Raw genomic sequence first — 15,165 nt, 5'->3', positions numbered from 1 at the left:
ACGGTTAGGCAGCGGCCTTGATGGCGCCCTTCTGGCGCTTTTCCATCATCGCGATGCGGACTTCGTCCTCGGCGGCGATGGTCTTGTAATAGTCGCGCTTGTTCTTGAGCCAGAGCAGCTCGAACTGGATCGCCAGCTCCATGCCCGCGGTCGCGGAGGCCGGGTTGGCGAGCACGCCACCGTCGAAGATGACCTTGCGGGTCTCGAAACGGTCCAGGCGCTGTTCGCGCACGGCGCTGAGCAGCGGGATCGAATCCGGGCTGACGCCACCGCCGACGACGAGCTCAAGGCCGTTCTCGCGAGCGACCTGGCCGCTCTTCACGACGAAGGCGCGCATGTCGTCGCTGTTCACGAAATCGCGCGTGTGGCCCATCGAGCCGGCGAAATCGACGCGGCCGAAGACCATGCCGACGCGGCCCTTGCGGGCGATCTCGGCCATCTCGTCCAGCTTCTCGAACGTGCTGTGGGTTTCGAGATTGAACAGGAAGCTCACATCGTCCTGCTCGTCGCGCGGATAGAACTTGTCCTTCGCCGCGATGAACTTGGAAAGCGCATAGGGGGTCTCGACCATCGGTGCGATGATGTAGTCCACACCGTAGAGCCGGCACTCGATCAGATCGCGGATCGCTTCGCAGCCGCCGATCTTGATCGCGACCTTAAGGCCCGCACGACGGGTGATCTCCAGGAGGCGCAGCAGCTCGTCGACGCGCGTGCCTTCGGCCTCGAATTCGGCCTTGATGGCAACGATCTGATGCTTGGCCTTGCCCTCCTCCAAGAGCGCAAGCATCCGCTTTTCGTACTCATTCACGTGCAAATCTCCCCGCACCAAACTCAAATAATCGAAGCTGGCCATTCCTTCGGCTGCTTCAAAGGTATGAAACTTTTAAGTCAGGATAGCGCCTGTCGTCCGAGACGGATCCAGGTTGCAAAGTCCGTAACTGCAACGCCAATGGCTCTGGGAAGCGGTTGGCGCAAGGCGCAGAAAGGACGGCAGGCGGATGACGCGCTCTGCAACAAGCGCCTCTATCTCAACGATTTCTCCCTCGATCGGCTACCATTTTTTACCCCGAAATGGCCGAATATTCCGAGTGCGTGCGAATTTTGCAGGCACAACCGAAGCGGTGTCAATGGTTTTTCCGTCAACATTCAGCCCGAATCCGTTGCAGCTAAGTTTTTGGATGTTGGACTAGAAACGAGAAACAACTATCAGCGCGCCGTCTATGCCTAACGTCACGCTCAACACCGGGCGCACCTTTTCCGCCGATCCCGCGGTCACGATCCTGGACGCAGCCCGCGCCCAGGGCGTGACGCTCGAATATAGTTGCCGGACCGGGCGCTGCGGCATCTGCAAGGCGCCCTTGCTCTCGGGCGAGACCGCGGTCCTCAAGTCCGAAGCCGAGGGGCTGACGGCCGAGGAAGCGGCCGCCGGCCTGATCCTGACCTGCTGCCGCGCGGCAACCGACGACGTCGCGCTCGACATCGAGCCGCTCGACCGGCTCCAGGGGCTGGAGATCAAGACGATGCCGAGCCGCATCGCCTCGATCGAGCGCCTCGCGCCGGATATCGTGAAGGTGATCCTGCGCACGCCGCCGGCCTCGCCGATGCGCTTCCTGCCCGGCCAATATGTCGATGTGCTCGCCGAAGGCGTGCGGCGCAGCTATTCGCTGGCCAACGCGCCGCGCGCGGACGGCCTGCTCGAACTCATCATCAAGCGCTACCCCGGCGGGCGGCTGAGCGAATATTGGTTCGAGCGCGCCAAGCCCAACGACCTGATCCGGATCGAGGGGCCGTTCGGCACCTTCTTCCTGCGCGACGAAGGGCCGCGCGACATCGTCTTCCTCGCCACCGGCACCGGCATCGCGCCGGTGAAGGCGCTGCTTGAGGAATTCGCCGCGGATGCGGAACGTGCCGCCCGGCACCGTCTCCGCGTGTTCTGGGGCAACCGGGAGGCGGAGAGCTTCTGCTGGGATCCGGTTGCCTTGGGGCTGGACATCGCAGTGCATCATCTGCTTTCGGATAGGGAAGCCGCCTGGGGAGGGGCGCGCGGCTATGTTCAGGATGCAGCTGTCCGGGACGGGATCGATCCGGAAGATACTGTTGTCTATGCGTGCGGATCCAACGCGATGATCGCGTCGGCCCGCACCGCGCTGCTGGCGCTCGGCCTGCCGGCCAAGCGCTTCTTTTCAGATGCTTTCGTAAGCTCGAATTGAGGGTAAGAACCGATGAAGGCAGTCATTCTGGCTGGGGGGCTCGGCACGCGTTTCGCTGAAGAGACCAGCCTGCGTCCGAAGCCGATGATCGAGATCGGCGGTCGCCCGATCCTGTGGCACATCATGAAGATCTACGCCGCGCACGGCGTGACGGAATTCATCATCTGCTGTGGCTACAAGGGCTACATCATCAAGGAATATTTCGCGAACTACTTCCTCCACATGTCGGACGTGACGTTCGACATGGTCGAGAACAAGATGATCGTGCACGAGAAGCGCGCCGAGCCGTGGAAGGTCACGCTGGTCGATACCGGCGACGAGTCGCAGACCGGCGGCCGCCTGAAGCGCGTCGGCGATCTGGTGAAGGACGAGGAGTTCTTCTTCTTCACCTATGGCGACGGCGTGGGCGACATCGACATCGCGAAGACGCTCGAATTCCACCGCGCCCATGGCAAGGCCGCGACGCTCACCGCCACCTATCCGCCGGGTCGCTTCGGCGCGCTGCAGATCGAGAACGGCCAGGTCGAGCAGTTCCTCGAAAAGCCGCAGGGCGATGGCGGCATGATCAATGGCGGCTTCTTCGTGCTCTCGCCCAAGGTGCTCGACTATATCGAGGGCGACGCGACGCTGTGGGAGCAGGAGCCGCTGCGCAACCTGGCGTCGGACGGCGAGCTGATGGCCTATGAGCATCACGGCTTCTGGCAGCCGATGGACACGCTGCGCGAGAAGCAGATGCTCCAGAGCCTGTGGGAAAGCGGCAAGGCGCCCTGGTGCATCTGGTGAAAGCCGGCGTCGATCCTGGATTCTGGGCGGGCAAGCGCGTCTTCCTGACCGGGCATACCGGGTTCAAGGGCAGCTGGCTGTCGCTGTGGCTGCAGCAGATGGGCGCGGAGCTGACCGGCTTCGCGCTCGCGCCGCCGACCGATCCGGCGCTGTTCCAGGTCGCGGATGTCGCGACGGGCATGAACTCGATCATCGGTGACATCCGCGATGCGGAAGCGCTGACCTCGGCGCTGGTCGCCGCGGATCCCGAGATCGTGATCCACATGGCCGCGCAGCCGCTGGTCCGGGCGTCCTATGACGATCCGGTCGGCACCTATGCCACCAATGTGATGGGCACCGTCCATCTGCTCGAGGCGGTGCGCAAGGCAGCGGGGGTGCGCGCGGTCTGCGTGGTCACTACCGACAAATGCTATGAGAACCGCGAATGGGTGTGGGGCTATCGCGAGGACGAAGCGATGGGCGGCCATGATCCGTACAGCAATTCCAAGGGCTGCGCGGAGCTGGTCACTTCGGCCTATCGTCGTTCGTTCTTCACCGGCGAAGGCAAGGCCGCGATCGGATCGGGCCGCGCCGGCAATGTGATCGGCGGCGGCGACTGGGCTGCCGATCGTCTGGTGCCCGATATCCTGCGCGCGGTGAGCGCCGGCGAGCCGGTGCTGATCCGCAATCCGCTGGCGACCCGGCCGTGGCAGCATGTGCTCGAGCCGCTCTCGGGCTATCTCGTGCTCTGCCAGGCGCTGTGGAACGATCCCGCGGCCGCTGCCGAGGGCTGGAACTTCGGCCCGCGCGACGAGGATGCGCGGCCGGTCCAGTGGATCGTCGAGAAGATGTGCGCGCTGTGGGGCGAGGGCGCGTCGTGGGTGCGGGACCCGAGCGTCCAGCCGCACGAGGCCAATTTCCTCAAGCTCGATATCTCCAAGGCGCGCGCCGGTCTCCGCTGGGAGCCGCGCTGGAATCTCGCCCGGGCGCTTGAGAGCATCGTCGACTGGCAGCGCGCCTGGACCGCCGGCGACGACATGCACGCCTATTGCCTTTCCGAGCTGGCCCGCTTCGTCGCGGCCGGCACCGCACACGACCAAGGATAATCCGTTTCATGACTGCTGACGATCTTCGCAAGGAAATCCGCACCCTGGTGGGCCGCTATGCCGAGGCGCAGTTCGCGCCGAAGCCGTTCGTGCCGGGCGAGAGCGTGATCCCGCCCGCCGGCAAGGTGATCGGCGCCCCCGAAATCGAGCTGATGGTCGAAGCCGCGCTGGACGGCTGGCTGACCACCGGCCGCTTCAACACCGAGTTCGAGGCGGGCCTGGCCAAGCTGGTCGGTGCGCCGTTCGTGCTCACCACCACCTCGGGCTCCTCGGCCAACCTGCTCGCGCTGTCGTGCCTGACCAGCCACAAGCTGGGCGATCGCCGCCTGAAGCCGGGGGATGAGGTCATCACCGTCGCGGCGGGCTTCCCGACCACGGTGAACCCGTCGATCCAGCACGGGCTGGTGCCGGTGTTCGTCGATGTCGACGTGCCGACCTACAATATCGACGCCAGCCTGATCGAGGCGGCGATCACCGAGAAGACCGGCGCGATCATGATCGCCCACACGCTCGGCAACCCGTTCAACCTCGCCGAGGTCCGGCGGATCTGCGACAAGTACGACCTGTGGCTGGTCGAGGATTGCTGCGATGCGCTCGGCGCCACCTATGCGGACAAGCTGGTCGGCACCTGGGGCGATGTCGCCACGGTGAGCTTCTATCCGGCGCACCACATCACGATGGGCGAGGGCGGCGCGGTGTTCACCAGCTCGATGGAGCTGAAGCCGATCATCGAGTCGATCCGCGACTGGGGCCGCGACTGCTATTGCGCGCCGGGTTGCGACAATACTTGCGGCTCGCGCTTCGGCCAGCAGCACGGCACGCTGCCGTTCGGCTACGACCACAAATATGTCTACTCGCACCTTGGCTATAACCTGAAGATCACCGACATGCAGGCGGCGTGCGGCCTGGCCCAGCTCGAGCGGGCCCAGGGTTTCGTCGAAGCGCGGCGGCGGAACTTCGAATTGCTCACCGAACGGCTGAAAAGCCTCGAGGAAGTGTTCATTCTGCCGGAAGCCACCCCCAATTCGAATCCCTCCTGGTTCGGCTACCCCATCACTATCCGGGATGGCGTGGATGCCAAGCGCGTCGACGTGACCCGCTATCTCGACCAGAACAAGATCGGCACCCGCCTGCTCTTCGCCGGCAACCTGACCCGCCAGCCCTATTTCGAGCATGTGAACTATCGCGTGGTGGGCGACCTGACCCGCACCGACCAGGTGATGAACAACACCTTCTGGATCGGCCTGTTCCCGGCGCTAGGGGCCGAGCATTTCGACTATGTCGGCGAGAAGCTCGAAGAGTTTTTCGGCCTGAACTTCTAAGACAGACGCACATGCCGCGATCCGCGTTCGCGCGGATCGCGCAAGTGCTTGCCCCGGGGCTTTCCATCGTCTAGCCACCCGGGCTTCGCTGCCCCTGTGGCGAAATTGGTAGACGCGACCGACTCAAAATCGGTTGCCGCAAGGCATGCTGGTTCGAGTCCGGCCAGGGGCACCAACAAACAAAAAGACCGCGGCGCCATCGGCACCGCGGTCTTTTTGTTTTGCCGCCGGCTCACAAAGAAAGGGCCGCCGCGTCGGGTGACGCGACGGCCCCATAGTGGATCGCGGAGGCGATCAGAGCTTCAGGCGCGCACCGACCAGGAGGGTGCGGCCGAAATGATTGAACTCGTAGTTCCGGTTCGCGGCGGTGTCGGTGTAGCGGTCGCGATAGGCGTCGGTCAGGTTGGTGCCTTCCACCGACAGCTCGATCCAATCGGTGAGCTTGTAGCGGACCGATGCGTCGACATTGGTGATCGCGTTATAGCCTTCGAACACGTTGCCCGTGCCCGAGCCGGCATCGACATAGGGCCCGCGATAGCTGACCGAGGCGCGTGCGCTGAACTTCTTGTCTTCATAGTAGAGCGTCGCGTTGAACGCCTTCTTCGACACGCCGTAGAGCGTCGAGTTGAAGGCGCGGTTCGGCAGCGTCAGCGAGCCGTTGGCGTTCACCGCGGTGGCGGGTGCCGACTGGCTGTAGGTCGCACTCGAGTCGATGAAGGTCGCGTTCGCGATGCCGCCGAAGTTCTTCAGGAAGCCCGGCAGGAAGCGGAACGGCGCCTGCACCGCGATCTCGACGCCCTTGAGCGATGCGCCGGTGCCGTTGACCGTGGTCACTACCGTCCAGATCGGCTGGGCGAGCTGGGCCGGGTTCAGGAAGGCCGGCGACGAGGCGGCGAGCACGGTGGCGGGCAGGCCGGTCGACAGGAAGGTCTGGCCGGTGAGCGTGGCGCTGACCGGGAAGCTCTTCACATTCTTCTTGAACACCGCGACCGAGAAGATCGACTGCGGCGCGAAATACCACTCCGCCGCGAGATCATAGGCCGTGGCGCGATACGGATCGAGGTTCGGATTGCCGAACGACACGCGGTAGTTGAAGCCGTCGGCCGAGCCGCCCGGCGTCAGGCTGCCCAGCGTCGGGCGCGTCATCACTTCGGCGGCGGCGGCGCGCAGGATGACGTTCTCGGCCGGGAACAGCGCGACGTTCACCGAAGGCAGCCAGTCGTCATAGGTCCGCTTCACGGTGACGGGCAGGGTGCCGTTGATGCCGGTCGAGCTCTGGTCGGTCGAGGCATAGCGGATGCCGGCGTTGAGCGCATAGCGCAGGCCGAACAGATCGCCCTTGGCGTCGAACTGGAGATAGCCGCCCTTCACCTCTTCGGTGACGTTGCGGTTGTTGCCCACGTCGAGCGCCAGCGGACGGTTGTAGAGGCCGGTATAGGCCGCGGCCGCGTCGATATTGGCGACCACCCAGCTGGTGGTGGTGCCCGCCGGCTGGCCGGCATTGCCGAGGTTGACCAGCTCGGTCAGCTGCGGGGTGGCCTGGAAGCCGTAGACAGCCGTCGGGCCGAAGGTCGAGGTGGTCGAGCAGGTGATCGTCTTGAGCACCAGATCGAGGCCGCCATTGCCGCACACGGCGGTATCACGCTGATAGGCCTTCACCTGATAGTCGAAGCGGCGATACATCGCGCCCGACTTGATCTGGAAGCCCTCGGCCACGTCCCATTCGGTGCGCAGCTGCGCGGTGCGGAACTTGTTGGTGACGTTCGACGGGCGATCGCGAATCTCGGCGAGCTGGAAGTTTGCCGGATCGGTCACGCTGGTGCCGAAGGTCAGCACCGGCTGACGCATATTGGAATAGTCGTACTTGTAGTTCTGCGCGTCACGGTCATCGAGGATGAGCGTCGTCTCGACCGGGATGTCGGCATTCGACTTGGAGATGCCGCCGAGCAGGGTGAAGCGGAAGCTGTCGCCCAGCTCCTGATCCCACGTGCCGCCGATCTGGTAGAATTCGGTGTCCGACTTGCGGAGATAATGCTCGGTGCGCACCCACGCGTCGTTGAGGGTGGCCGAGATCATGTTGTTGTTGCTGTCGTAGACCGGGTTCACGACGTTGATCGAGCGCTCGTTCGAACGCAGCAGCACCTCGAGCCACTTCTCCTCACGGGTTTCCTTGAAGCGCGAATAGAGGCCGTCGATCGAGATCTTGGTCGCGTCGCTCGGCGCCCACTGGACGCTGCCGGTGATGCCCAGGCGCTCGCGGTCATGCCCGACGATGCCGTAGCGCGGAATGCGCGGGTGGAAGGAGAGGGCGGCCTGCGAGCAGACTGCGCTCGGGACATAGGTGCCGCCCGAATTGGCGGTGGTCCAGCAATTGGTGCCGCTGACCTGGTCGAAGGTCGCCTGGGCCCAGCGCACCGAGTTGTTGCCGAGCTCGACATTGTCGGTCTTAGAATAGGCTGCCGACAGCGACGCACCGAACGCGCCGCTCGGCGACTTCCACGAAAGCAGGCCGGCGAAGCGCGGGCCCCAGTTCTTGGAGAGGTCGTTATAGCTGGCCTGGGCCGAGCCGACGAAGGTGAAGCCTTCCTTGCCGCCCAGCGGGTTGCCGGTGTTCAGGTCGACGACTGCGCCGAGCGAGCCTTCGTCGAGCGAAGCCTCGGCGGTCTTGTGGACGACGAGCGAGTTGAACAGTTCCGAAGCGAACACGTTGAAATCGAAGGCGCGGTCGCGGTTGGCCGAGGCACCGTCGGTCGAGGTGGCAACGGTCTCCAGGCCGTTGAGGCGGACGCGGGTGAACTGCGCGCCGAGGCCGCGCACGGTGATCGCACGGCCTTCGCCGGCGTCACGCTGGATCGAGATGCCCGGGATACGCTGCAGCGATTCCGCGAGATTCTGGTCCGGGAACTTGGCGATGTCTTCTGCGACGATCGCGTCGACCGAGGAAACCGACTCCTTCTTGAGGTTCAGCGCCTTCTGGAGCGACTGGCGGAAACCGGTGACAACGATGGCGCCATCGGTGCCCTGGTCCTGCTCCTGCACGGTGGTTCCCTGGCTGCTGTCGGCAGGCGGCGTCTGGGCCGCGTCCTGCGCCAGCGCCGGAGTCGCGATGCTCGCACCGGCAATCACAGCCAGCGAGGCGCCGGCCGACCAGATATTCCGCTTCAAAAACCCTTTACGCATCCCAATTCTCCCATGTTCAGTGTTTCCAGGCCGGCCGCGGGCGGCGCCTGGCTATCGGCCGGTTCACACCGGCTCTCTGTTCGATCCCGGGCGGGCTCTCGCCTGCCTCAGGCAATCATCGCGAAGCGCTTGCGCCCGTTGGCGAGCAGCCTGCGGTGAAATTTCCTGAGCGATTCTGTGCCTTTGCGGCGCTCGGTGGCGCCAATGCGAGCCAAGCCCAACCAGGTGAGCGCCTCAGCGGCGCGCATGGCGGGGTCTATGCAGATTCGCTCGATATCCTGCGCCATTGGCGCGAAATAGGCCGCCTCTCCCTGCAGTTTCGCGAGCTTGCTGCTCGTCTGTGCCAGTGTCTCTTGTCCGATATGGACACCGGTGTCAACCAATCCGCGGCCGATGCGGAAGAGCAGCCAGTGCAAATGCCCCAGAAGCGCACGGTCATCGCCCGCAAAGGCGCCGTCGGTTGCCATCAGCTGCTCGGTGTAGATCGCCCAGCCTTCGGCAAAGGCCGGCGCATATTCGAGTCGCAGCGGGTGCGGATTGGCGGCTGCCTCGATCGGCATCTGGATCATGTGCCCGGGCAGCAGTTCATGATGGACCACGGCGGGCAGGGTCCAGGACGGGCGGTCGCGGATGCGCTTGAGGTCCGGATAATAGGCGCCGGGTGAGGTCGGGGTGGGCACGGTGCGATAACCCTGCTTGCCCTCGGCTTCCTCGGCGCGCGTCATCCGCACGGTGGCGACGTTCAGGCACTCGGGCGGCAGCGGGCCGAACAGGGCGGGCAGGCGGGCAGGAACGCGGGCGAGGGTGGCGTTCATATCGGCAACTAGCCGATCGCGACCGGCATCATCGTCGCTGTAGAGAAAGCGGTTATCCGTGAACGCGGCGCTGATCCGGGCGCCGACGCTGCCTTTTGTATAGCCCAGGCGCTTGAGGACGGTGTCGGTGCGCGCGGTAAGCTCCTGCGCCTTGGCGAGCAGGATGCGGTGCGCCTCGGCAGGCGCGATGCGCGCGCCGTAATGGCGTTCCAGCAGCAGCGCGAAATAGTCGGTGCCGCCGGGGAAGCGGCCGGTGCCGGGCTCGGCGGGTGCCTTGGGGGCGAGCTCCGCGAGCAGGGCCGCCTGGCGGCGCAAGGCCTCGGCTTGGGGGCCGGATGCCTTTTCCGCTGCTGCGGCGATTCCGGCGCGGGTCTTTTCGAGCAGCGGGAGAGGGAGGATTGCGCCGCGGGCGGCGTCGGTCCGTATTGCCTCGCTCTCCGCGTTGACCTTGCGAGCATCCGGCACGGTGTCGCGCCAGGCGCCGGCATTGGGCGCAATTGTATAGGGCGAGCGGCCGAGCCGGCCGATCGGGAAGCGACGCAGGAGCTGCGCATCCACCACGAGTCCCGCGCGGACCGTTTCCAGGTCGATCCGGGCGGAGGGAGAAAGCGACGCCGGCGCGAAGCCTTTCAGCTGCGCCAGCTTCGCCTCGGGCGTGTCGAGCCTCGCCAGCCCGTCCAGTGCTGCGCGCAAAGCTTCGTCCTGTCCCGGCGCGGCCAGGGCAAGACGAGGGAGCGCGGCGACTCCGGCGGCGGCGAGGAACTGGCGGCGTTGCATCGCGATCCTCCGGTTCAGTTGGTCAGCGTCACCACATTGTTCAGCTGCGTCACTTCCGCCGCATTGCCCGGCAGCGCTACACGCACACGCGCGGCGCCCCTGGGCAGGCTCAGGCGGATCGTTGCAGTCTTCGGGGTAAGGTCGAGCGGGGCGGCGAGGGCGGGAATGGCGGCGGTAGCCAGTGCCTTGCCCGATGCATCCTCGACCGTCAGCGTACCGCCGGCCGCTCCCTTCGCGCCCAGGCTATGGACCGTGACGGCGAGCTTGCCACCCTTCACCACCACGTCATCGCTGCCGATGCCGAGATCCGGCCGCGTGGCGACGTCCTCGCCCGGCGTCTTGAGTGTGAACTCGATCTCGGTGGTGGCGTGCGGCGCGAAGGTGACCCGCGTCGAGGCGCTGCGCTCGAGATGGAGCGCAGTGGTTGCGCCGTTCGTCACCATTTCCCATTCGCCGGCGGCCACGTTCCAGGTCGACATGTCGGCGCTCTGCGGGGTGTCGCCGGTGTTATAGGCGATCACCTTGAAATGCGTCGGCGTGGCGCCGGGAACGAGGATGGCGGTCTTCAGCGCGCCCTCGGGATCGTCGAAGCGCCAGCTGACCGCGTTGCCCGGCCAGGTCTGGTTGCGGCGAAGCGCAATGCCGCCGAGCCGCTCGCGCTGGAGGATCTCGTTGGGCTGGTCTACGCGGTCGGACCACCAATGGCCCTCGGTGTACATGTACTGGCGCTGCGACTTGTCCTCGATCGCCGCGGCATGCAGCGATTCCAGATATTTGGTATCGCCGGTCGCGTCCCAGGCGGCCCATTGCTCGAAAGCGCCGCCTTTCTTCGCCTTGTCGGTGAGCGTCTTCGACCAGTCCTTGTCGCCGCCGAGCAGCTTGATGACGTTCTCGTTGATGTCCTGCACCGAGGCGGGGCCGCTCTTGCCGACGCGGGCGAGGATCGGGCTCAGATATTTCGCGTCGCCGGTAAAGCGCCAGGCCGACCAGGCCGCCTGGATCGGGGTGGAGGCCCCGCCGCCATCGCCGGCGCGCTCGGCATCGGTGCGCCAGTTGATCTCGTTCGGCCAGGACCAGTTGCCCTTGGCATCCTGCTTGCCATGCGCCAGCAGCCCGTCGGTGACGCCGGTGATCAGGCCCTGGGCATCGGGATTGCCGTTGTAGAGACCGACCAGCGTGGGGGCGTGGAGGACGACCCAGCTATAGGGCTTCTGCCACTCGAACGGCCCCTCGCGGTACATCTTGCGCGCGCCATACCAGTTGCTGGCGAAGTGCATGTGGCCGGCGGCATTGGGCAGGATCACGCCCTTCAACGCCTTCACCGTCGCCATCAGCCGCTCGACCGCAAGCGGCTCGCCCCAGTTCAGATAGAGGCGCTCGGCGTCCGAGTTCATCCCTTCCTCATAGGCATGGAGCTCGTCGGTGGTGATATAGCCGAGGCCATTCACCATCATGCCGTTCTTGTAGACCGCCTCGGACAGGGCGCGCAGCGACGTGTTGATCTTGTCCGGATCGACGCCCATCAGCGCCAGCCCGGGCCATTGCTGGAGCAGATCGGTATCGTCCGAGATGCCGCCGCCGAAATCGCCATAGGGCACCTGGCGGTTGTCGATCCACCAGTTCACGAACTGGCGGGTGATCTTCAGATCCTCAAGCTGGCGGAAGGCCCAGAGCGGCACGTCGGCCGGCGCTTCGGGCTGCTTGAAGTCGGGCAGGTTCTGCGGGCCGTAGCTGATATCCGCCCAGTAGCGCCGCCCCTCGATATTGTCGGGGTCGACGCGGAGCAGGTCCTGCACATCGGCGAAGACCCGGGCATACATGGCGGCGCGCTTCGAGGCGGTGTGTTCCTCGACCAGGAAGCCCCAATTGTCCTTCACCTGGTTGAAGCGGTCGGCGATGTGCTCGCGCAGCGCTTCCTTGCGGTCCTTGAACACCAGCCGGATGTTCATGCCGTCGAGCGACGTCGGGCCGAAGTCGGGCGCGGCGGAGGCGACCGAGAGATAGAGGCTATCGTTGGTGAGGATGCGGTCGCGCAGGTCGAGCCAGAGCGTGCGCGCCTCGCCGGGGCGGACCGAGATCGACAGGTCGATCATGTCGCGGCCCGGCCAGATCGGATCCTTCACCTTGATGTTGAGCGGGATCAGCCCGTCCTTGCTGGGCGTCGCCTTGAGCGCGGGGATGTCGAGCGCGATGCCGTCCAGCCCGTCGCGGCTATTCTCCCAGCCATAGTTCCAGGCGCGCGCCAGCGCCCGGCCGGCAAAGGCATCGCCGAAGCCCGACGGGATCAGCACATGGACGATCGGCATCGCGCCCTCGACATGCGCGGCGGCACCGGTCGAGGCGGCGCTGCCCGCACCCGCGGCGGCCGAGCTGGCGCCGGGCGGCAAGGCGAGCACGGTGTTGCGCTCGTCAGCCGGATAGCGGCCGCGAATGAACTTGTTGAGCGGCGCGAGCGCGGCGAGATCGGCCGAGACCTTCGCGTCCACCGTGTAGTTGAGCTTGAACGCGCCCTCCGGCTCCTTGCCGGTGCCGACGTCATAGGCCCAGATTTCCTGGATCGGCTGTTCCTGCATCACATTGGTGAAGCGCAGCGTGCCGCCCTGTGCCTCGCCAAGCGAGGTGACGCTGCGGACTACGCCCTGCGGACGCCGGGCCAGGCTGCGAAAGCTGCCGCCGTCGGCGGCATAATCGAGCGCGCCATAGGCGGCGCCGCGGATTTCGAGCCGGTTGAACTTCTCGTCCTTGGGGACCGTGAGCGTGTAGGTCTTTCCGCCCTCGACATAGACGTTCCAGTCGGGCAGCTCGAAATAATCGTCGCGGCCGGGGAGCTTCGAGCGGTTGTAGACGCCGGGCCAGGTGGTCTCGGCGATGCCGTCCACGCCCTTCCACATCCACTCCTTCAGGTCCTTCGCGTCGGCGAACTCGACCTTGCGGACGCTGGTGACCTTGTCGGCAAGCACCGGCGGCGAGGCTGCGTCCCAGCCGAAGCGGTGGAGCCAGGCGGCGCGTTTGCCGGCATCGGCGATGGCGGGCGAGGGGGCGGGCTCAGCCTTGGCGGCGAGCGCGGCGATGCCGGCGGTGTCGAGCATGCGGTCATAGACGCGGATCTCGTCGAGATCGCTGCCACGCATGAAATTGTAGCGGCTCTGCACCTGATGCGGCGCCATCACGCGGCCGGCCATGCCGAACTGGTCGAGCCCGGTATCGAGATCGGCCTTCTGGTCCCTGCGTGCGACTTCCTTGCCATCGACGAAGAGCCTGACCCCGACGCTCTCGTCCCAGGCGAAGGCGATATGCTGCCAGGCGTCGGGTGCCGGCTTTTCGGGCAGCTTGAACGAGACGCGGACGCGCGAGAGATTGGCGTCGGTCACAAAGGCATCGAAGCCGTGGCCGTTCCAGTCGATGCGCAGGAACGCCATGTCCCAGCTGCTATGATCCGCATAGCCGACGCGGAAGATCACGAAGGGTGCTTCGCCTACCGGCTCGCGGCTGCGCCAGAAGAAGGAGAGGGTGCCGCGCTGCGCCTGGATATTCCCGGCCGCGTTCCAGGCGATATAGCCGTCATCGGCCCAGCGGAACGCGCCGCCGATCGCGCCGTCCGGCACGTTGGTGACCTTGGTCTGGAAATTGGGGACCGCGTCGCCACGCGCCTGCTCCGCAGTGCCGTTCTTGTCGCCCGAGGCGCGGAAGAGCAGGCCGTCGTCCGCGGTCTGGGCAAAGGCGGGGCCGGCGGAGAGCGCGAGAGCCCATGCCAGGGCAATGCTGGTGGACGTGCGGATCATGACATGCCTCTCTGAACCATAGCAGGACGGTCTCGGCCGCCTTTGTTGTCAAGCATGGCGACGGCTGACACCGGTGGCAATCCCTTTCTCGTTTCCGGCCTATTTCGACGATCCGACTTTAGGTGCGTTGACGGGCCAGCGTGACACCGGTAGCATTGGGCGACATTCCGCGGACCCGAGCAAAGCCGGGGCGCGGCCACTCGGAGAGGAGATCGCGCGCAAGTTACTCGACATGGTCCGGCACCGGCTCCGGCCTGTCTTTCCCGGATCCTGAGAAACCGTTGGAGGCGAGCGGTGATCGGGGCAGGCGAAGCGGGTGGAGCGGCGATGTCGGGCGGCGGCTGCATTTGTGCCAGCCGCGCGTGGCGAGCGGCCCTCACGCGACCGGAACAATGGGGAATTTCAAGTTGATCGAAGGACGGGAACCGGCTGACGCCATCGCCCAGGCATTTGTTTCAGCTCGTCAGGCGGGCAATGCGCTGAACGACTATCCGGGCGATCTGCCCGGCACGCTCGACGAAGCCTATGGCATCCAGGAGCGTGCGATCGAGCTGTTCGGCGACAAGGTCGTCGGCTGGAAGGTCGGCAAGATTCCGGAGCCGCTCGACGCCACCTATGGTGCGAACCGCCTTGCTGGCCCGATCTTCGCCGATTCGGTGGTGACCGCCGGCGAGGGCGAAGTGCCCGACATGCCGGTGTTCGAGCAGGGCTTTGCCGCCGGCGAGGCGGAATATCTGCTGCGCCTGGGCCCGCTGCCCGAGAGCTTCGACCGCGCCTGGACCAATGAAGAGGTCGCGGAATATGTCGATGCGATCCATGTCGGCATCGAAGTGGCCAGCTCGCCCTTCCCGGGGATCAACGCGCACGGCCCGGCGGTGACCGTCTCGGATTTCGGCAACAATAACGGCCTGGTGATCGGCGCGGCGATCCCGCTCGACGCGGATTTCCTCGACTGGCCGGTTTCGCTGGTCATCGAGGGCGAAGTAGCCGGCGAGGCCACCGCGAGCACGATGCTCGACGGTCCCTTCGGTGCTGTCCGTTTCCTGTTCGAGCTTGCCGCCAGCCGGCAGTTGCCGCTTGCCCAGGGGCAGTGGATCTCCACCGGCGCCGTCACCGGCGTGCATCCGGTTCGGGTCGGTGAGCTGGTCGATGCTCGGTTCGCGCAGGACTACAGCGTCAAGTGCCGTATTGTCGGCATCCACGACGCCTGA

Annotated in this window: 10 protein-coding genes and 1 tRNA gene; 7 read left to right on the top strand and 4 right to left on the bottom strand. The window is 65.7% G+C overall.

The window, feature by feature from the left end; translation table 11 throughout:
* Window positions 1-4: 4 nt before the first annotated feature.
* Complete coding sequence (locus AC1RJ5_RS06275; protein WP_493112315.1) at window positions 5-787, bottom strand: aldolase/citrate lyase family protein; 783 nt, start codon at window positions 785-787, stop codon at window positions 5-7.
* Between AC1RJ5_RS06275 and AC1RJ5_RS06270 the strand changes: the two genes are divergently transcribed.
* The 6 genes from AC1RJ5_RS06270 to AC1RJ5_RS06245 all read left to right on the top strand — a co-directional run bounded on the left by AC1RJ5_RS06270 (window position 752) and on the right by AC1RJ5_RS06245 (window position 5,575).
* A complete protein-coding gene (locus AC1RJ5_RS06270; protein ID WP_493112313.1) occupies window positions 752-1,228 on the top strand; it encodes a hypothetical protein in 477 nt (158 codons plus the stop codon). The genes AC1RJ5_RS06275 and AC1RJ5_RS06270 overlap by 36 nt on opposite strands.
* A complete protein-coding gene (locus tag AC1RJ5_RS06265) occupies window positions 1,221-2,210 on the top strand; it encodes an FAD-binding oxidoreductase (RefSeq protein WP_493112311.1) in 990 nt (329 codons plus the stop codon). Before AC1RJ5_RS06270 ends, AC1RJ5_RS06265 begins: the two co-directional genes overlap by 8 nt.
* Before the next feature lie 12 nt (window positions 2,211-2,222).
* Entirely contained in the window at window positions 2,223-2,993 is a 771-nt protein-coding gene (rfbF, locus tag AC1RJ5_RS06260) for a glucose-1-phosphate cytidylyltransferase (protein ID WP_184168051.1), read from the top strand.
* The gene (rfbG, locus tag AC1RJ5_RS06255; protein WP_269574645.1) at window positions 2,981-4,078 is read left to right on the top strand and encodes a CDP-glucose 4,6-dehydratase; all 1,098 of its coding nucleotides are present in this window, start codon (window positions 2,981-2,983) and stop codon (window positions 4,076-4,078) included. Before rfbF ends, rfbG begins: the two co-directional genes overlap by 13 nt.
* Before the next feature lie 8 nt (window positions 4,079-4,086).
* Window positions 4,087-5,400, top strand: coding sequence for a lipopolysaccharide biosynthesis protein RfbH (gene rfbH / locus AC1RJ5_RS06250; RefSeq protein ID WP_184168049.1), 1,314 nt, complete (start codon window positions 4,087-4,089; stop codon window positions 5,398-5,400).
* Between the two features lie 90 nt (window positions 5,401-5,490).
* A tRNA-Leu gene (locus AC1RJ5_RS06245) sits at window positions 5,491-5,575 on the top strand.
* 119 nt (window positions 5,576-5,694) lie between these two features.
* Here AC1RJ5_RS06245 and AC1RJ5_RS06240 read toward each other — a convergent pair.
* From AC1RJ5_RS06240 to AC1RJ5_RS06230, 3 genes are all read right to left on the bottom strand, one after another.
* Window positions 5,695-8,580, bottom strand: coding sequence for a TonB-dependent receptor (locus AC1RJ5_RS06240; protein WP_493112308.1), 2,886 nt, complete (start codon window positions 8,578-8,580; stop codon window positions 5,695-5,697).
* A 107-nt stretch (window positions 8,581-8,687) separates the two neighbouring features.
* Window positions 8,688-10,172: a DUF885 family protein gene (locus AC1RJ5_RS06235; RefSeq protein ID WP_342248753.1), complete on the bottom strand. Its 1,485-nt coding sequence runs from the start codon at window positions 10,170-10,172 to the stop codon at window positions 8,688-8,690.
* A 14-nt stretch (window positions 10,173-10,186) separates the two neighbouring features.
* A complete protein-coding gene (locus AC1RJ5_RS06230) occupies window positions 10,187-13,954 on the bottom strand; it encodes a LamG-like jellyroll fold domain-containing protein (RefSeq protein ID WP_493112306.1) in 3,768 nt (1,255 codons plus the stop codon).
* Window positions 13,955-14,361: 407 nt separating this feature from the next.
* Between AC1RJ5_RS06230 and AC1RJ5_RS06225 the strand changes: the two genes are divergently transcribed.
* Window positions 14,362-15,165, top strand: coding sequence for a 2-keto-4-pentenoate hydratase (locus tag AC1RJ5_RS06225; RefSeq protein ID WP_342248751.1), 804 nt, complete (start codon window positions 14,362-14,364; stop codon window positions 15,163-15,165).

The sequence above is a fragment of the Sphingomonas sp. GW822-FHT03G08 genome (assembly GCF_058801135.1).
The sequence above is the reverse complement of the archived record's forward strand: the minus strand, read 5'-3'. Positions and strand labels throughout refer to the sequence as shown.